Source organism: Streptomyces umbrinus (genome assembly GCF_030817415.1).
Taxonomy (GTDB): Bacteria; Actinomycetota; Actinomycetes; order Streptomycetales; family Streptomycetaceae; genus Streptomyces; species Streptomyces umbrinus_A.
Genome location: NZ_JAUSZI010000002.1, coordinates 5,342,818 through 5,359,285, shown reverse-complemented (window position 1 = coordinate 5,359,285; position 16,468 = coordinate 5,342,818). Strand labels below are relative to the sequence as shown.

The following is a 16,468-nucleotide window of genomic DNA, read 5'->3' as shown; positions in this document are numbered from 1 at the left end:
GTCCGGCGGCCGGGGAGGGAAGACAGATGGGGGAGACCCGTGGTGACGGTGGTGTACAGCGTGCCGTACAGGAGGGAGGGGACGAGCCGGAAGAGAGTGTCGAGCCGGGGACGCCTGATCAGGACGAGGCGATCCGCGGCCACACTCAGGCCAGGCAGCCCGAGGACGACGACGAGGATCTGGAGCTGCCCGAGCCGTTCTCCGCGCCCCTGTGAGCCGACGCTTGTCCCCGAGCTGTACGGGCAGGTCTCACCCGCCTCCCGCGGACGTGGCCCGTGCCCAGCACGCTCGTAGGCCTCCTCGCGGTGCTGCTCGCCGCCACCCCCGGCTACCTGTACCTCTTCGGCTACGAGCGGCGTACGCCGCGCGAGGCGCTCAGCCCCGGGCGTGAGGTGGCCGAGATGGTGGCCGCGGGGGCGTCCAGCACGCTCGCCGCCGCGCTCGGCGTGTTCGCGCTCGCCGAGGTGTGGAGCGCGCTGCTGACGTTGGAGCAGCTGACGGCGGGGCGGCGTGCGCTCGTCGAGCATCCGTGGGCCGCGCTGGCCACGGGGGCACTGGTCCTCGGGATCAGCGCGGCGCTGTGCGCGGGGCTCGGACACGTACTCGGGGGACGCACGGCGTACGCGACGGGGAACCGGGCACGGCCGGGGACGGTGTGGCACGGGGTGCTCACGTCCCCGTGCTACGGGCGGGACGAGCACGGGGCGCGGGTGGAGACGCGGCGGTTCGTCGCCGTGCATCTCCAGGACGGGCTGCGGGTCGAGGGCTACTTCGAGCGGGTCTCCCGTGACACGGACACCGGGATGCGGGACATCGCGCTGAGCAGACCCATCGCCCTCACGCCGAAAGACGGTGAGCGGCGGGCCTCTGCGGCGGCGACGGTCATCGTGCCCGGCGCGCTCATACGGCTGATCGAGACGGGACCACCGCCGACGGCGGGGCCCGGCTGAGCGGAGGGAAACGCCGATGCGCAAGTTCGTACTCTTCGTGGAGGTCCTCGCGGCGGTCATCTTCCTGCTGTCGCTGCCGAGCATGTGCTCCCCGTCGGCGCAGCAGGTGCCTCCGCCGCAACAGCAGGTGCCGTGCTGCAACGCGGTCACTTGCTGGTGCTAGCCGCATCGATCCACGGAGGTTGTCGTCGCGGGCGCGGACGGCGAGCGCAGCGGCGTGGATCGGACCAGATCGGCGCCGGCGATCCCGTCGTCGAACCGGCCCCGCCCCATGAACGGACCACAAGCGATCACCCCGTAGGACACCGGCTAAGGAGTCCTTGGCGCATCGGCCCACGCGTGGAGTTTGTCCGGGTTGACCACGAGCCACAGGTCGGTGATCAGGCCGTCGCGGACGTCGGCGGCGAGGACGGCGATGGTCGTACCGGCGATGGCGACCGTGACGCCGGGGGCGCCGTTGATGTCGTCCTCGACGAGTTCCACGTCCGGCTCCCTGCGCAGAAGGCCGAGGAGGAAGCGCGCCACCTTGTCCGCGCCGGTGACCGGGCGCAGCGCCGAGCGCACCTTGCCGCCTCCGTCGCTGCGCGACTGGACGGCGGGGTCCAGCAGGGCGACCAGCGAGTCGAGGTCACCGGTCTCGCACGCCGCGCGGAACGCGGAGACGACCTGCCGGTGTTCCGTCGTCGTACCGCCGACGGGCCGCCGCTCGGCGAGACGCCGGCGGGCCGAGGAGGCGAGCCGGCGGCAGGCCGCGGGGGAGCGGCCCACCGTCTCGGCGATCTCGGCGAACGGCGTGCCGAAGACGTCGTGCAGGACGAAGGCGACGCGTTCCGCGGGCGTGACCGAGTCCAGGACCACGAGCATGCCCATGCTGACCGACTCGTCGAGCGTGATCCGGTCGGCGGGATCGTCCCCGCCCGTCCCGCTCGTCCGCCCCGCCCCGGCAGCGCTGGTCCAGGTGGTGCCGCCCCTGACCGGCTCGGGCAGCCACTCCCCGGTGTAGCGCTCACGGCGGACCCGTGCGGAGGCGAGCTGGTCGAGGCAGATCCGCGAGGCGACCCGGGTCAGCCACGCCAGCGGGGTGACGATCGCCTGCTGCTGCGGTTCTGACAGGGCGTACCAGCGGGCGTACGTCTCCTGTACGACGTCCTCGGCGTTCCTGCACCGAACCGAGCATCCGGTAGCCGAGGTTGAGCAGCCGGCGCCGCTCGGCCATGAGGGAACCGAGGCTGGGACCGGGGTCGGGCCTGGGGTCGGGACCAAGGTCGGGACCGGGGTCCGTGTCGGCATCGGGGCTCTGCTCGGACCCGGGCGGGATGGGCATGGACTGCTCAGCCTCCCTCTCCGGGGCGCCCGTCGGGCCCTTGCCCGTGGTGCGCGTCGTGCGCGATGTGCCGGACGTTCTCGGTGAGCCACTCGTCGAAGGTCTGGGTGCCGCGGGACCCTGGTCCGGTCGGCAGGTTGCCGCCGCCCTTCATGGCCTTCCCGACGGCGCCGGGGAGCGTGACCGGCACCAGCAGCTTGCGCCGGCCCCCGGCCCGCAGCACCTTGCGCACCATGTCCACGAGTTCCTCGACCCGCGGTCCGGCGAGCTCCGGCGCCATGCCCTGGGGCGGCCCGAGGACGAGCCGCACGAGATGCTGGGCGACCTCGCGGGCCGCTACCGGCTGCGTACGCATCCGGGGCACCATCGCGACCGGGCCCGGCATCCGGTCGAGGACCTGCTGCGGGAACTCCAGGAACTGCGTGGCCCGCATGATCGTCCACGGCGTCGGGCCGTCCTTGGCCACGACCTCCTCCTGGCACAGTTTCCCCTTGTAGTAGCCGAGGCCGACCTGTTCGAGGCCGACGATCGACAGGGCCACGTGGTGCCGTACGCCGGCCCGGGCCTCGGCGCCCAGGAGGTTCCGGGCGACGCTCTCGAAGAACGAGATCGACTTCTTGGCGCTGGTGGTCTGCACGTTGCTGACGTCGACGACGGCCTCCACGCCCGTCATGGCGGCGTCGAGTCCGGCGCCCGAGACGAGGTCCACACCCCGCGACCTGGCCAGTACCACCGGTTCGTGCCCTGCGGCGACCAGCTCGTCGACCACGTACCGCCCGACCAGCCCGGTCCCGCCCGCTACCGCGATCCGCATGACGGACCTCCTTCTTCAGCCGTGTTCCTGTCCGCCTTGTCCCTGTCAATCCTGATCCCGTACGTCATCATGTGTCCCCTCGCCGTCCGGGGAGCACCGGCACGAGGAGAAGGGCGGACGACAGCACCAGCGCCGTCAGCAGGACGACGTTGAGCACCTGGTCGCGCGTCCCGTACATCCCGAGATGCTGCATGTGGTAGCTGAGGTGCAGCACGTTGAAGACCAGCCACACCGCGCCCGTGGTCTGCACGAGCCGGGTGTTCCGTACGGAACCCAGGGTGATGGCGGTGAGAATCGCCAGCGCCAGGAACATGGCCCCGGCGTCCTTGGCAAGGTGCTCGTTGTACGGGCCGAGCTGGGGCAGCCAGCTCAGTCCGAAGCCGGGAAAGCTCGCGTGCCACTCCTTCGGCGAGAAGTAGGCCCAGGCGCCTGTGTACAGCGCGGTCACGGCCAGAAAGCCGAGGTTGGCGTACCGGATTTTCGTGTTCATGCCCCTATGACGAGACGGCCCACGAAAACGTGAGCCGCGCCGAGGGACGGGCCGGCACCGCGGGACCGGTCGGACGTCGTGGGACCCGTCAGACGTCGCCCGGGTGCAGACCGGCGTCGCGCGCGAGCAGGGCCGCCTGGACCCGGTTGTCGCAGTCGAGCTTGGTCAGGATGCGGCTGACGTACGTCTTCACGGTGGCCTCGCTCATGTGCAGCCGCCTGCCCGCGTCCGCGTTGGACAGGCCCTCCCCGAGCAGGGCGAGCACATCGCGCTCCCGTGCGGTCAGCCCGTCGAGGCGGTTCCTGGCCTGCTCCGCGCGGGCGGTGACCCCGGGGGAGGAGAGGGCGTCCACCACGTGCCGGGTGGCCGCCGGTGAGAGATAGGCGTTCCCGGCCGCTGCCGCCCGCACCGCGTGGATCAGCTCGTCGGGCGCGGAGTCCTTGAGCAGGAAGCCCGCGCCGCCGTGGCCGAGCGCGCGCAGCACGTTGTCGCGCTCGCCGAACGTGGTGAGGATCAGCACCCGTACGTTCGGCGCGACCCGGCCCAGTTCGGCCAGGGCCGTGAGCCCGTCCATCACCGGCATCTGGATGTCCAGCAGTGCCACGTCGACGGCCGTGCCCCGGGCGTTCTCCACGGCCTCGCGGCCGTCACCCGCCTCGGCGACCACGTCGATGTCGTCGGCCGAGGTGAGGATCATTCTGATGCCGGCCCGGATGAGCGGCTCGTCGTCGGCGACGAGGACCCGGATCACACGGCCTCCTGCGCGGTGTCGGTCGGAAGCGGATGGCATGGCCTCGCCATCATGCCCTGATCCGGTCGGGTGCGTCGCGGAGACGGTGTGAGGAGGCGAGGGCGCGACCGCGGGCCGGGTCGTTTCGCGCCTTCGCGCCTTCACGGCCTTGCGGCCTCGCGGCTTTGCGGTCACCTCATGGGGCTTGGGTCAGCTCTCGTCCTTGAAGGTCTGCTTCTCGACGAGCTTTCCGTCGCGGAAGCAGAACCGGAAGACGGTCGTGGTGTCGTCGGGGTCGTCGGACGCGAAGTGGCGGCAGTCCGCATCCTTGGGCATCCGCGGGCCCTGGTCCGCCCAGACCGAGGTCAGTACCGAGTCCTCGTCGGGCAGCTTGTCCTGCACGGCGGTCTCGGGGTCGCCGACCTTCGCCGACTCGTACACCCTCGGCGGGATCGTGGCCTTGTTCATCTCGTCCATCAGCGCGCTCACCCCCCAGATTCCCAGGGCGACAACGCCCACGACGAGGACGACGGCGGTGACGGCGCAGCCGATGGCAACGTTCTTCTTCCTGCTCATGGTGGCGGCGAACTCCCCTTGCGGATCGGACCGGTTGATGACCGCTCCACTGTTGTCCGCGGCGCCGGTGCCGGGCTGCCCCACAAAGTCGTTGTACGGGCCGACGGAGGTCGCGCCGTGGGGGTGGCCGGGCTGGGGTTCGCCGCCCCCTGTGTCGGCGCCGGTACCGAGGGAGGCACCGGCACCTGTGCTGTAGGGCAGCATGCCCGCGATGCGGAAGCCGCCGTCCACGGTGGGACCGGTGTGCACCATGCCGCCGATGAGCCGGGCCCGCTCCTGCAGTCCCCTGAGCCCCTGGCCGCCGCTGATCACCGCCGGGGCGTCCGGTGCCCCGGCAGGCGCGGGCCCGTTGGCGACCTCCACCACCAGGCTGTCCGGCTCGTAGCGCAGGGCGAGGGTGATCGGGGCGCCCGGGGCGTGCTTGTGGGCGTTGGTCAGGCCTTCCTGGGCTATGCGGTACGCCGTGTGACCGGCGGCGGGCGCCAACTGCCGGAAGGCGCCGGACCGGAGCAGTTCCACGGCCGCGCCCGCGGCCCGGGACGACTCGACAAGACCGTCGATGGCGGCGACCGCGCGGGAGCCGGGACGCCCGCCGTCCGTGTCGACGGGCTCGGCGGCCTCGGTGGGCTCGGCGGCCTCGGTGGGCTCGGCGGGTTCGGCGCGCCCGGGTTCGGTGCGTCCGTGCTCGTTGGTGCGCACGTCGGGCCAGTTCCGGTTGTCGTCCCGCTCCTCGTGGAGGATGCCGACGGCCTCGCGCAGCTCGCCCATCGCGGTGACGGAGGCGTCCCGCAGGATCCGTACGCCTTCCCGCTGTCGGTCGGTGAGGTCCGGATCGACTTGCAGGGCGCCCGCGTGCACGGCGATCAGGGCGAGCTGGTGGCCGAGGCTGTCGTGCATGTCCCGGGCTATGCGGCCCCGCTCCAGCAGGCGCGCCTGCCGTGCCACCATCGTCTGCTCGCGCACGAGTTGGACGTTGTTCCGCTGCAGTGCGTCCAGCAGCGAGTGGCGCTGCGCCCGGTAGCGGGAGGCAAGCCCCGGCACGATCGACAGCGTGAGGAACAGGCCTGCGCTCAGCCCGAACGTGAAAGCCAGTGGCAGGTCGGAACCCGCGCCGAACTCGCTGCGGAACGACACCGCGGCATGCAGTACGAACGCTGCGCCGAACGCGGCGACCACCCGCCAGGGCCTCAGGATGCGGCTGCCCGCCGACCAGCTCGCGTAGAGCAACAGCGGTGCCGCGCCGGCCAGTTCCCCGGCCGCGGCCGCCGAGACGACCAGCACCGTCGCCGGCAGCGAGCGCCGCATCAGCGACAGCAGGGCGACGCCCGTGACGACAACGATGGTCCGTACACCGAACCCGGCCCCCGCGGCGTCGATCAGCCCGGCGAGTCCGGCGAGCACAACGGTGAGTACGGTCTCGCCGGCGATCCGCCCGCGACTCCAGGGCGACGCGGCGACAAGCCGGCGTCGGAGCGGCCATGCGCTGCGGGCGGTCTTCGCTTCGTCCAGTTCCACGGCCCGACGATAGGCAGTGCCCGGGAGCGCCCGCATCATCCCTGCGTCGCGCCGCCGAACGACGAAAGTGGACAACCACAGGACGACTACGGCCAGGGCGGGCGCTGTTCGGGGGCCGCCGGTGCCGTATCGGCCGTATCTGCCGTCTCCGAAGGTCGCTGCGGGCCGCGACTTCCGAGGACTGATCCGGGCAGGCCGTCGCGGCGACGATGGCTCAGCAGGACACAGCGCAGGCGACGAAAAAACGGGAGACGTCACGTGGACGACATGCAACTGCAGGCGCACGAGCGGTTCAACGTCCGGCAGAAGATGACCTTCATGGCCAACCGGTACGTGGTGACCGTGGCGCGTCCGGACGGCTCCGAGGGCGAGGTCGTCGCCTTCGCCCAGCAGAAACGGACCGCGATCAAGGAAGAGATGACCGTCTACTCCGACGAGTCCAAGAAGAGTGTCCTGTTCACCTTCAAGGCCCGCCAGCTCCTCGACGTCAGCGCCGTCTACGACGTACGCGACGAGACGGGCAACCCCATCGGCACGTTCCGCAAGGAGTTCGCCGCCTCGCTGCTGCGCTCGACGTGGAGCCTGGAGCAACCGGGCACGACGCAGCTAACAGGCCGCGAGCGCAACAGGGTTGTGGCCATACTGCGCCGGGTCTGGGAGTTCCTGCCGCTCGTCGATTTCATACCGTTCGCATGGCCGTATCACTTCGACTTCACCGAGGGCGACAAGCGGGCGATGTCGGTCGACAAGAAGTTCGGCCTCCGCGACCGCTACGTACTCGACATGGCGAACCCCGACCTCGACCGCCGCCTGGCCATCGCCCAGGCGGTGGCCCTGGACGCCCTCCAGTCACGCTGAGCGGCGGGCGTGGCTGACGAACTCGCTCCACGCGGCGCCCGTGAACGTGAGCCGTGAGCGCTGCTTGTCCTTGGAGTCGCGGACGTGGATGGTGGCGGCGGTGGCTTGGGCTATCGCGACCTCGACACACTCGGGGCCGTCGTTGCTGCTGTAGCTGCTCTTGAACCACTCCAGTGAGGAGTCGGCTTCGGCGGAGGCGGCGGTGGGGGTCATGTCTCTCCCAGAACTTTCTCGACCAGGGTCAGTGACTCCCGCGGCGTGAGAGCCTGCGCCCGGATCATGCCATAGCGCATCTCGACGATCTGAACCTCTTTCGGATCGGTGATCAGGCGACTGTGCAGCTGACCTTCCGAGTGGCCGAGCGCCTTGCCGTCCTGAAGTTTCAGCAGTTGGAGCGGGCCGCCCATGCCCGCATGATCCTCACGATCCGTTGGCATGACCTGGATCTCCACGTGCCTCAACCTGCCGACCTCCAACAGGCGTTCGAGCTGTTGCCGCAGCACCATTCTGCCTCCGATGGGCCGCCGTAGCGTGACCTCTTCCTGGACAAAGGTGAGCAGTGGCGCGGGTACGCGTTCGAAGACGGACTGTCGGGCCATGCGTGCTGCGACCTGGCGGTCGATCTCGTCCTCGGTGTACGCCGGCCGCCTCATCGCGAACAGCGACCGCGCATAGGTCTCCGTCTGCAGCAGACCGTGCATGTTGTGGTTGGCGTACGCTCCCAGTTCGACCGCCTCGGCCTCCAGGTTCGCCAGATCCCGCACCTTCTTGGGATACCTGGCCTCGGCCACGTCCTTCTTCATCGCCGAGAGCTTCCCGTCCGCGTCGAGAACCTCGTCCGCCTTGTCGAGGAACTCCGGCTGGGGCACCCGCCGCCCCCGCTCCACCGAAGAGACCATCTCCTCGCCGTACCCGATCGCGGCGCCGAACTCCGACTGCCGCATCCCGGCGGCTTCCCGCCACGCCTTGATCTGACGCCCGACGGCCTTGAGCACGGCCGTCGCCTCCTCGTCCTCCACAAGCCCACCTCTCGCGCGTACGGACGGGACAACTACGGACCGGACAACCGCGCACCGCATCCGTACCGCACCCGGACAGTCACGTTGCGTACCGGCTTCGCCGCTGTTCAGGGTAGATGTACGCGGCCACGCTGAGTGACGTGAACAATGGAATCCATGCCCCCGCTCAACCGGTCGCCGCCGCCCTGCACTTCACGATCCTGCTGTCCGCGACCCGTCGCGGCGCACGCCTCGCCCGTCTGCTCACGGAGCGCCAACTGGCGGAGTGGGGCGCTGAGTCCGAGTCCGCGCTGCACGTGGTGGCCGAACTCGCCGCGAACGCGGTGTTCCACGGACGTGTCCCCGGCCGGGACTTCAGGCTGACGCTCCGGCTCGACGAGGTCGGCGTGCTGCGCATGGAGGTGACCGACGCCCGGGGCGACCGGCACCCGCGTATCAAGGACCCGGTCGGTGACGGTGAGGAGTCGGGGCGCGGCCTGTTGCTAGTGGAGGCGTACGCGGACGGGTGGGGCGTGGTGGACGGCCCGGGGCCGGGCTGCAAGACGGTGTGGGCGGAGGTGACGCCGGATCGTGGACGGGCGTGACCCGGTGGGGCCCGACGCCAAAGAGAAAGAACCGGGAAAAGAACCCAACCCACCCACCCCAGCCCGTCATCAACCGCACCCCTAGCATTCCCGCGCCTCTGGCGCCTGATCACTCGGTCGGGTGATCGCGGACAATTCGGCTGGCGGAAAGGCGGATTGGTCGGGCAGCGTCAGCGCGGACAGACAACCGCAGATGTGAAACGGCCCCCGCCGGGACTGGCATCCCGAACGAGGGCCTCACCACCTAGGAAGACAGCACCTTCCCGATGACTGATCAGCACTTTAGCGCGCACACGCGCACCCGGACCGGCCGTTCCCACCAAGGAGTGGGTCACGTCGACGAGCACCACGACGAGCGGTTCACCGTGGTCGGAAACCATCTCGCCCAGCACTCCGAGCTGTCCCTGACGGCCATCGGTCTGGCGGTCCACATCCACTCGCTCCGCAGCGGCACGCTCGTCGGCATCAAGGCGCTGGCGGGGAAGTTCCCGGAGGGGTGACAATTGCCACGGATTTTCTATTCATTCGTAGTCACCTATAGCCGTGCATCTTGATCGTGTGAAGCTTTCGGAGTGGGCGCGCCAGCAGGGCGTGAGTTACCAGACCGCATGGCGGTGGGTGAAGGACGGGAAGATGCCCGTTCCCGTCGTCCAGGCGCCGTCCGGTACGTGGCTGGTCGCCGAGCCCGCTCCGGCCGTCTTTGCAGCGTCGGGGCGGGTGGTGGCGTACTGCCGTGTCTCGTCAGCCGACCAGAAAGCCGACCTTGAGTGGCAGGCGTCACGGGTGGTGGACGGGGCGAACGGGCTTGGCCTGCCGGTCGCGGAGGTCGTCACCGAGGTCGGCTCGGGATTGAATGGGCGGCGGCGCAAGCTGCACCGCCTCCTGGCCGACCCACAGGTCACGGTGATCGTGGTCGAGCACCGCGACCGACTGGCCCGGTTCGGCGTCGAGCACCTCGAAGCCGTACTGTCCGCCACCGGCCGGCGCCTGGTCGTCCTCGACCCGACCGAGACCGCTGACGACCTGGTACGGGACATCACCGAGGTGCTGACCTCGATGTGCGCGCGGCTGTATGGGCGGCAGGCAGCGAAGAACCGTGCCGCCCGAGTGGTGGCCGTGGCGACCGCCGAGGACGCCGGGTGAAAAAGTTCCAGGCGCAGCCCGGTTTCGTGGTCCAGGCGTACCGCTTCGCGCTGGACCCGAACGCCGGCCAGGAGGCCGCGCTGCGCTCGCACTGCGGTGCCGCCCGTGCCGCCTACAACTGGGCGGTGGGCTGGGTCGAGGCGTCGTGGTGGCAGCGCAGGGCCGAGGAGTCGTACGGGATCGCCGAGGAGGACCTGACACCCTGGCGGCCGTGGTCGCTGCCGTCGCTGCGCAAGGCGTTCAACGAGGCCAAGCACACCGACCCGAGGTTCTGCGGGTGGTGGGAGGAGAACTCCAAGGAGGCGTACTCCACCGGACTCGCCAACGCCGCCGCCGCGTTCGACAACTACGCCAAGTCCAAGCGCGGCAAGCGCAAGGGGCGCGCGGTGGGTATGCCCCGCTTCAAGTCGAAGCGGAAGGCGCGTCTGGCCTGCCGGTTCACCACCGGCACCATCCGCGTCGAAGCGGGCGGCAGGCACGTCACGCTGCCCCGTCTCGGGCCGGTCCGCGTCCACGAGCCCACCGTCAAGCTCCTCACTCATGTCCAGGCCGGCACCGCCCGCATCTTGTCCGCGACCGTCCGGCACGAGCGCGGACGCTGGTTCGTGTCCTTCCAGACCGAGGTGAAGCGCGACCTCGTACGGGTCGCCCGCCCGGATATCGCCGTGGGCATCGATCTCGGGATCAAGACCCTCGCGGTCATGGCGGACAGTTCGGGCGAGATCCGTGAGGTGGCCAACCCCAGGCACCTGAGCGCCGCCCTGGTGGAGCTGCGCCGTGCCTCCCGCCTGGTGTCGCGCCGCCGGGGCCCCGACAAGCGGACCGGGCAGAAGCCGTCTCGCAGGTGGGAGAAGGCCAACGCCGCCCGCAACCGGGTCCACCACCGGGTGGCGAACCTCCGTGAGGACGCCCTCCACAAGCTCACCAGCGCGGTGGCCGCCGAGTACGGCACCGTCGTCGTCGAAGACCTCAACGTCACCGGCATGGTAAAGAACCGGCGCCTGGCCCGGCACATCGCCGACGCCGGGTTCGGGGAGATCCGCCGCCAGCTCGGCTACAAGGCGAAGCGCAACGGCTGCCGCACCGTGGCCGCGAACCGCTGGTTCCCCTCCTCCAAGACCTGTTCCGGGTGCGGCGTAGTGAAAGCCAAGCTGCCGCTGCATATCCGGACCTTCGAATGCGACGCATGCGGCCTGGTCATCGAACGGGACGCCAACGCCGCACTCAACCTCGCCGCCCTCGCGGCAGCCGCAGCAACAGGTACCGCAGTGGGCGGAGACCTGGACACCGGCAAGGTGTCGAAGCCTCGTGGAGTCGACCAGAAGACCCGCACCACCCTGCCCAGCTGCAAGGCCGGGCAGAGGCGGGCAGGTGGCGCAACCCTGCCGCACCAACGGCAGCAGGAAACGAGAGACCGTACTCAAACCGAAGCCCTCACGCTTTGGTGATGTGACGGACCTTCCGGGCCGAAATGCCCGGAATGCTGAGAGCTGACTACGCTCGAAGCGACGGAGAGACGAGGATCGCCTCGGCCCTGCGGGAGTTGGAGACCCACGGATACCTGGCCCGCATCAAGGAACGCCTTCCCTCGGGCCGCATCGTGACGCGCACGATCTCGTACAACAAGCCGAGGACACGCACGGCCCCGCGCCCGCCGAAGCCGCACGGCGAACCGAAGCAGACCCCGCCCCCGGCTCCGCCCTCGCCCCCGGTGGCGGCGACATCACCCCCGCTGCCAGAGCCCCAGACCATCCCCGCCCATCGCACCGCCCGCGACGTTCTCGCGGGCCTCCGCACCCACGACCCCCGACTCCACCTCGGCGAGCAGGACGTACGCCGCCTCGCCCCCGCGGTGGTCACCTGGCTGGAACGAGGCGTCACCCCGGACGACGTACGGCGAACGCTCGCGTCAGGGATGCCCCAGGACGGCGTACGCCACTCGGCGGGCTTCCTGGCCCACCGCCTCACCGCCCTCCTTCCCCCGCCTCTCCCCGCCGCCCGACCAGAGCCATCCCGCCCGGCCCCTCTCCAGAACTGCGACGACTGCGACCGAGCCTTCCGGGCCTCCGCACCGGGCCGGTGCCGGGGTTGCAGCACGGCCCACCAGGCCCGAGCGGCAGCAGCGGCTTAGGACGCGACAGAAATGAGTCACGTGACCAGCGCCGTTCCGGCAGCCCTCCGCCGCCTCCGCCGGTACCGTACGAGGAGCGCCCCGCCCGCACCGGAGGTCCCCGTGAGTGCTCAGAGCGACGGCCCGTACGGATCTCTGATCCCCATGCCCGAGCTCACCCCTGACGCGCTGCGGTCGGCGGTCGCCCGGATCGCACCCAGTCGGGTCCCGGCGCTCACCCAACACCTCTTCGAGGCCACGACGAACGCACAGCAGACCCAGAGCCTTGCCCCGTTGCGGGCTTTCGTGCACTCGTGGGCCGTATTCGTCGCGATCGAACGGCACCCACAGCGGGCCGCCCGCCTCCACGAGCTGGAGCGGATTGTGGACGCGGGGGACCAGGAGCCGGCCGAGGCCATCGCCGAGATTCGTGCGATCCGGGCGGCGGCCGAAGCCGATGTCGCTTCACGGACTGCAGTGACACGGTTGAGTCTCGACCGTCCCGGTACTGGCTAGCGCATCCACCAGGGGCGGTTCCTGGCTCTGGTGCCGAATTGCGTGGTGATGTCGTGAGGTTCTATGGCGCGGCTGGCTGGCAGCCGGTTTCAGTGGACCGATCCTGGAGGTAGCGGGACTGCTCCAGAGGGGTGAGCGAGGCGTCGACGGCCTCGCAGATGTTTCGGATTGCGCGGGCCGGGTCGGGCAGGTTGACGTTCCACAGGCCGACGGAGCTGCCCGTGCCGATGGCCAGGGTTTGTCCGTCCGGGCTGAACGCGACAGCTGTGAGCGAGCGGGTCGGCAGGGTGATTCGGGTCTGGCTGGTGGCGAGGTCCCACAGCTGGACTCCTCGTACGGTGCCTGCGGCCAGGGTGCGTCCATCGGGGCTGAAGGCCAGCGACGCCACCTCACCGCTGGCGCTGAAGCTGTCCTGGAGCCGGCCGGTGCGCCTGTCCCATGTGCTCACGACCCCGCTACTGCTTGCGGTGGCCAGGGTGTGCCCGTCCGGGCTGAACGCGAGAGACAGTGTGCTTGGGCGGCTCGGCTTGATGGTGCGCTGTGTGCGGCCGGTTGCGGCGTCGAGCAGCGTGACCTGGTCGCCGCCGGTCTCGATGTTCACGACGGCAAGTGTGCGGCCGTCCGGAGTGAACTCCACCGCCCTGACGGATCCGCCGTGGCCGGTGCTGGCGGTGTGCAGTGCGCCGGTTGAAAGGTGCCAGATCTGCACTGTTTCCCTCTCGCCGACGAAGGCGAGCCGGGTCCCGTCTGGGCTGAAGACCGCTTCGTTGACGGCGCGTAGGGCAAGGCTTTGGCGAAGGCGGCCCGTCGCAACGTCCCGGACCTCGATGCCGCTCACAGCACGGATCTGGCGAAGGCGGCCCGTGGCAGCGACCCGGACCTTGATCACCCTGTTCTTGATGGTCAGGGCCGCCAGGGTGTGTCCGGTCGGGCTGAAGCCCACGGCCGCGAGGCGGGAAACCGTGGGCGACTGCTTTCTCCGGAGTGTCACGTCGGTGTCGAGCGCCGGTGTGGCTTCGCGATCGCCGGTCCTGACGTCCCAAAGCCGTACAGACCCACGGCCGGGCGGTTCTTGGTGAATCGTGGCCATCGTCCGTCCGTCCGGACCGAACGTCATGTCTGCAACGTATGTGCTGTCAGGGCCTGGCAGGGTGGTCTGCGGGCGCTCGGCATACAGTCGGTGGACGCGGATGGTGGGGTCCGAGTTGCTGCTGGTCACCAGGGTGCGGCCGTTCGCGCTGAGGGCCACTTTCATGGCCCCCCGTCCGTGGTGACCGACAGCCACGGTGGCGATCGCTGTGCCGGAGGCGGTGTCCCACAGCTGCACCGTGTCCGCCTGGCCCAGGATGGCGAGGGTCCGCCCGTCCGGGGCGAAGACCATCTCGTTGAGCCCGAGGGGACCGTCGCTGATGGTGCGCCGGACGGTGCCCGTGGCTACCTCCCGCAGTTGCACCAGACCGTCGGTGCGGGCCATCGCGTATGTCCGGCCGTCCGGGCTGAAAGCCACCGAAGCGCCCTTGCTTCGGCTGTTGTGGGCGGTCCGGGCGCGGCCGGTGGCGAGGTCCCACAGCTGCACCCGTCCGTTGCGGCCTGCCGCGGCGACCGTTCGTCCGTCCGGGCCGAATGCGACCGCCTCTGGGTCGCTGGTGAAACTGTGCCGTAGGCGGCCGGTGGCCGCATCCCACACCCGTACAGCCGCCGGGGAGGAGATGGCCAGGGTACGACCGTCAGGGCTGAAGGCCATCCCGCGTACCGAACCGTCGGGGACGGTGATGGCTCTGAGTTTCTTGCCGGTGACCGGATCCAACAGGCCTACCAGCCCGCTGTCGGCGACAGCGAGGATGCGTCCGTCGGGGCTGAACGCCGCGACTTCGCCGCTGTCGTAGCCGGCGATCGTGTGTCGGAGCCGGCCTCCGGGCAGACTCCAGATCCGCACCTTGCCGTCGCGGCTGTTGGCGGCGACGGTGTGTCCGTCCGGGCTGAGGGCGATGGAATCCACGGGTTCGGTGCCGCCGGTGAGGCGCTCGCGCAGCGGTAGAGCCGCGGCGGCATACAGGGCGGCGGTCGCTTCGCGGGTCGGGCTGGTCCGGTAGGCATGGACAGCGAGCAGTGAGGCGAGGTCGGGTTCGGAGTCCAGCAGTGCACTGGACTGGGCGGCCAGTTGCCGGGACTGGGCGAGGTGTTGGGCGGTGACCGCGCTCTGCCACTGCCCCACGGCCAGGCCGGCGGCGACGAGGGCGAGGCACAGGGCGGCGGTGACCGCGGTGAGCACCAGCCGGTAACGGCGACGGCCCTTCTGCTCGTGGTCGCGACTGGCGTCGAGGAAGGCGTGCTCAAGGTCGTTCAGGTCTTCGTGCGATGCGCCGCCGAAGTGTTCCTGAGCGGCGGCGAGCCGGCTTCCCCGGCACAAAGCGCCCTCTTCGCGGCCCAGTTCCTGCCAGGCGTGGGCCGCTTCGGTCAGGTTCCGGTGCACACGCAGGCGTTCGCGGTTCTCCTCGATCCACTCGCGCAGCCGGGGCCAGGCCGTGATCAGGGCCTCGTGGGCTATCTCGACCGTGCCGCCGTCCAGGGTGAGCAACCGCGACCCGGCGAGTGCCTCCACCACCTGGGCGGTGTCGTCCCGGCCGGTGCCAGGCAGTTCCGCACGCTCGACGGGACGGCGGGTGTCAGGGGCGCCGTCCCCAGGGGCGACCAGGCGCAGCAACACCCGGCGGGCGGTAGCCGCCTGGTCTTCGGTGAACCGGCCGTAGACCTGCTCGGCGGTCTTGGCGATCGCGCCGTCCAGGCATCCGGCCGCCTCGTACCCGGCCATGGTCAGTGTCTTGCCTCGGCGGCGGCGCCAGGTCTCCAGCAACGCGTGGGACAGCAGCGGCAGCCCGCCCGGCGCGTCGGCGACCTCCTTGACCAGCCGAGTGGTCAGGGCTCGTTCCACGGTCAGTCCGGCGGCCGTGGCCGGCTTGACGACAGCGTCACGCAGTTCGGTTGGACTCATCCCTCCGGCCAGGATGTTGGCATCGCGCAGTGCCTCGGCCAGGTCACGGTGCTCGGCGCAGCGGCCGTAGAAGTCGCCTCGTACGGCCAGCAGCACCCGCAGGCGGCTCTCGGGCTTCCGGGCTGTCAGCAAGAGATCGATGAAGCGAGCGCGCTCGGCCGCGTCGTGGCAGAGGGTGAAGACCTCTTCGAACTGGTCGACGATCACGAACGTGTCCGCGACGCTGCTGCCGTCGCGGGGAGCTGCGGGTGTGAGGAGGGATGCGTGGCTGCGGGCGGGGCGTTCGCCCGGGGTGAGGATCCGGATCGCGGCCGGACGCAGGTCCGGCTCCTGAGCCTGCCGTAGGGCGGGTATCAGGCCGGCCCGCAGCAGGGAGGACTTGCCGCTGCCGGAGGGACCGAAGACCGCGGCGAACCGCCGGCGGCGCAGCAGGTCGACCAGGTCGGCGGTGAGCTGTTCCCGGCCGAAGAACAGTCTGCTGTCCCCGGTCTCGAATCGTGCCAGGCCACGGTACGGCGTGAGCGATCCGTCATCGTCCCGGGAGCCGTCACCGGCGGACTCCTCCACCGCCTCCTTCCACCGGGCCTCCCATTCCGCCAGGTCTCCACCGCATGCCCCCACGTAGGCCAGGGTCACCGGCAGCGTCGGCAACCGCTCGCCCGCCGCCGCCTGGGAGAGCGTGGTCACCGAGTAGCCCGCCCGCCGGGCCAGCGACCGGTAGGTGATTCCGGCCGCCTCCGCCCTCAGCTTGCGTAGCTCGAACGCGAACCGCTGCGCCGGACCCGCCGCCGGATCCACCGGCACCTCACGACGCCCCGCCACACCTTCACCCCCTCCAGCCGCCCCT

At 70.5% G+C, this 16,468-nt stretch carries 18 protein-coding genes; 10 read left to right on the top strand and 8 right to left on the bottom strand.

Annotation, left to right across the window (positions count from 1 at the left end; translation table 11 throughout):
- The first annotated feature begins 26 nt into the window (after positions 1 to 26).
- Genes QF035_RS23255 through QF035_RS23245 form a run of 3 tightly spaced genes read left to right on the top strand, consistent with a single transcriptional unit; the run spans position 27 to position 1,113 of the window.
- A complete protein-coding gene (locus QF035_RS23255) occupies positions 27 to 215 on the top strand; it encodes a hypothetical protein (RefSeq protein WP_307522457.1) in 189 nt (62 codons plus the stop codon).
- Between the two features lie 60 nt (positions 216 to 275).
- Positions 276 to 950, top strand: coding sequence for a DUF6338 family protein (locus QF035_RS23250; RefSeq protein WP_307522455.1), 675 nt, complete (start codon positions 276 to 278; stop codon positions 948 to 950).
- 16 nt (positions 951 to 966) lie between these two features.
- Positions 967 to 1,113, top strand: coding sequence for a hypothetical protein (locus QF035_RS23245; RefSeq protein ID WP_307522453.1), 147 nt, complete (start codon positions 967 to 969; stop codon positions 1,111 to 1,113).
- 146 nt (positions 1,114 to 1,259) lie between these two features.
- On the opposite strand, the gene sigJ is transcribed toward QF035_RS23245, so the two are convergent.
- The 5 genes from sigJ to QF035_RS23220 all read right to left on the bottom strand — a co-directional run bounded on the left by sigJ (position 1,260) and on the right by QF035_RS23220 (position 6,393).
- Positions 1,260 to 2,240 (bottom strand): RNA polymerase sigma factor SigJ, encoded by a 981-nt coding sequence (gene sigJ, locus QF035_RS23240; RefSeq protein WP_307522452.1) that lies wholly within the window; start codon positions 2,238 to 2,240, stop codon positions 1,260 to 1,262.
- A 41-nt stretch (positions 2,241 to 2,281) separates the two neighbouring features.
- Positions 2,282 to 3,088 (bottom strand): SDR family oxidoreductase, encoded by an 807-nt coding sequence (locus QF035_RS23235; RefSeq protein ID WP_307522451.1) that lies wholly within the window; start codon positions 3,086 to 3,088, stop codon positions 2,282 to 2,284.
- 67 nt (positions 3,089 to 3,155) lie between these two features.
- Positions 3,156 to 3,578: a hypothetical protein gene (locus QF035_RS23230; protein WP_307522450.1), complete on the bottom strand. Its 423-nt coding sequence runs from the start codon at positions 3,576 to 3,578 to the stop codon at positions 3,156 to 3,158.
- Positions 3,579 to 3,666: 88 nt separating this feature from the next.
- The gene (locus QF035_RS23225) at positions 3,667 to 4,329 is read right to left on the bottom strand and encodes a response regulator transcription factor (RefSeq protein WP_307522449.1); all 663 of its coding nucleotides are present in this window, start codon (positions 4,327 to 4,329) and stop codon (positions 3,667 to 3,669) included.
- Between the two features lie 189 nt (positions 4,330 to 4,518).
- Positions 4,519 to 6,393: a sensor histidine kinase gene (locus tag QF035_RS23220; RefSeq protein ID WP_307531362.1), complete on the bottom strand. Its 1,875-nt coding sequence runs from the start codon at positions 6,391 to 6,393 to the stop codon at positions 4,519 to 4,521.
- Between the two features lie 273 nt (positions 6,394 to 6,666).
- Between QF035_RS23220 and QF035_RS23215 the strand changes: the two genes are divergently transcribed.
- Positions 6,667 to 7,257 carry a hypothetical protein gene (locus QF035_RS23215; protein WP_307531360.1) on the top strand — a complete coding sequence of 197 codons (591 nt, stop codon included), beginning with the start codon at positions 6,667 to 6,669 and terminating at the stop codon, positions 7,255 to 7,257.
- Here QF035_RS23215 and QF035_RS23210 read toward each other — a convergent pair.
- Positions 7,249 to 7,470: a DUF397 domain-containing protein gene (locus QF035_RS23210; RefSeq protein WP_307522447.1), complete on the bottom strand. Its 222-nt coding sequence runs from the start codon at positions 7,468 to 7,470 to the stop codon at positions 7,249 to 7,251. The two genes, QF035_RS23215 and QF035_RS23210, sit on opposite strands and share 9 nt — an antisense overlap.
- Entirely contained in the window at positions 7,467 to 8,276 is an 810-nt protein-coding gene (locus QF035_RS23205; protein ID WP_307522445.1) for a helix-turn-helix domain-containing protein, read from the bottom strand. The genes QF035_RS23210 and QF035_RS23205 overlap by 4 nt, the downstream gene beginning before the upstream one ends.
- A 116-nt stretch (positions 8,277 to 8,392) precedes the next feature.
- Here QF035_RS23205 and QF035_RS23200 point away from each other — a divergent pair, with 116 nt between their 5' ends.
- The 6 genes from QF035_RS23200 to QF035_RS23175 all read left to right on the top strand — a co-directional run bounded on the left by QF035_RS23200 (position 8,393) and on the right by QF035_RS23175 (position 12,629).
- Entirely contained in the window at positions 8,393 to 8,860 is a 468-nt protein-coding gene (locus QF035_RS23200) for an ATP-binding protein (protein WP_373466705.1), read from the top strand.
- A gap of 326 nt (positions 8,861 to 9,186) precedes the next feature.
- Positions 9,187 to 9,360 carry a hypothetical protein gene (locus QF035_RS23195; RefSeq protein ID WP_307522444.1) on the top strand — a complete coding sequence of 58 codons (174 nt, stop codon included), beginning with the start codon at positions 9,187 to 9,189 and terminating at the stop codon, positions 9,358 to 9,360.
- A 58-nt stretch (positions 9,361 to 9,418) separates the two neighbouring features.
- Positions 9,419 to 10,003 (top strand): IS607 family transposase, encoded by a 585-nt coding sequence (locus tag QF035_RS23190; protein WP_307522442.1) that lies wholly within the window; start codon positions 9,419 to 9,421, stop codon positions 10,001 to 10,003.
- The gene (gene tnpB / locus QF035_RS23185) at positions 10,000 to 11,451 is read left to right on the top strand and encodes an IS607 family element RNA-guided endonuclease TnpB (RefSeq protein WP_307522440.1); all 1,452 of its coding nucleotides are present in this window, start codon (positions 10,000 to 10,002) and stop codon (positions 11,449 to 11,451) included. The genes QF035_RS23190 and tnpB overlap by 4 nt, the downstream gene beginning before the upstream one ends.
- A 32-nt stretch (positions 11,452 to 11,483) precedes the next feature.
- Positions 11,484 to 12,134 carry a helix-turn-helix domain-containing protein gene (locus QF035_RS23180; RefSeq protein ID WP_307522439.1) on the top strand — a complete coding sequence of 217 codons (651 nt, stop codon included), beginning with the start codon at positions 11,484 to 11,486 and terminating at the stop codon, positions 12,132 to 12,134.
- A gap of 102 nt (positions 12,135 to 12,236) precedes the next feature.
- Positions 12,237 to 12,629: a DUF6247 family protein gene (locus tag QF035_RS23175; RefSeq protein WP_307522437.1), complete on the top strand. Its 393-nt coding sequence runs from the start codon at positions 12,237 to 12,239 to the stop codon at positions 12,627 to 12,629.
- A gap of 61 nt (positions 12,630 to 12,690) precedes the next feature.
- On the opposite strand, the gene QF035_RS23170 is transcribed toward QF035_RS23175, so the two are convergent.
- Positions 12,691 to 16,443 (bottom strand): nSTAND1 domain-containing NTPase, encoded by a 3,753-nt coding sequence (locus QF035_RS23170; RefSeq protein ID WP_307522435.1) that lies wholly within the window; start codon positions 16,441 to 16,443, stop codon positions 12,691 to 12,693.
- Positions 16,444 to 16,468: the final 25 nt, after the last annotated feature.

What these genes read in the sequence shown, in the direction of transcription:
- QF035_RS23200 (WP_373466705.1), top strand. Translation starts at nt 8,393, where the DNA reads ATGTACGCGGCCACGCTGAGTGACGTGAACAATGGAATCCATGCCCCC.
- QF035_RS23215 (WP_307531360.1), top strand. Translation starts at nt 6,667, where the DNA reads ATGCAACTGCAGGCGCACGAGCGGTTCAACGTCCGGCAGAAGATGACC.
- QF035_RS23230 (WP_307522450.1), bottom strand. Translation starts at nt 3,578, where the DNA reads ATGAACACGAAAATCCGGTACGCCAACCTCGGCTTTCTGGCCGTGACC.
- QF035_RS23245 (WP_307522453.1), top strand. Translation starts at nt 967, where the DNA reads ATGCGCAAGTTCGTACTCTTCGTGGAGGTCCTCGCGGCGGTCATCTTC.
- QF035_RS23235 (WP_307522451.1), bottom strand. Translation starts at nt 3,088, where the DNA reads ATGCGGATCGCGGTAGCGGGCGGGACCGGGCTGGTCGGGCGGTACGTG.
- sigJ (WP_307522452.1), bottom strand. Translation starts at nt 2,240, where the DNA reads ATGCCGACACGGACCCCGGTCCCGACCTTGGTCCCGACCCCAGGCCCG.
- QF035_RS23180 (WP_307522439.1), top strand. Translation starts at nt 11,484, where the DNA reads ATGCTGAGAGCTGACTACGCTCGAAGCGACGGAGAGACGAGGATCGCC.
- QF035_RS23210 (WP_307522447.1), bottom strand. Translation starts at nt 7,470, where the DNA reads ATGACCCCCACCGCCGCCTCCGCCGAAGCCGACTCCTCACTGGAGTGG.
- QF035_RS23255 (WP_307522457.1), top strand. Translation starts at nt 27, where the DNA reads ATGGGGGAGACCCGTGGTGACGGTGGTGTACAGCGTGCCGTACAGGAG.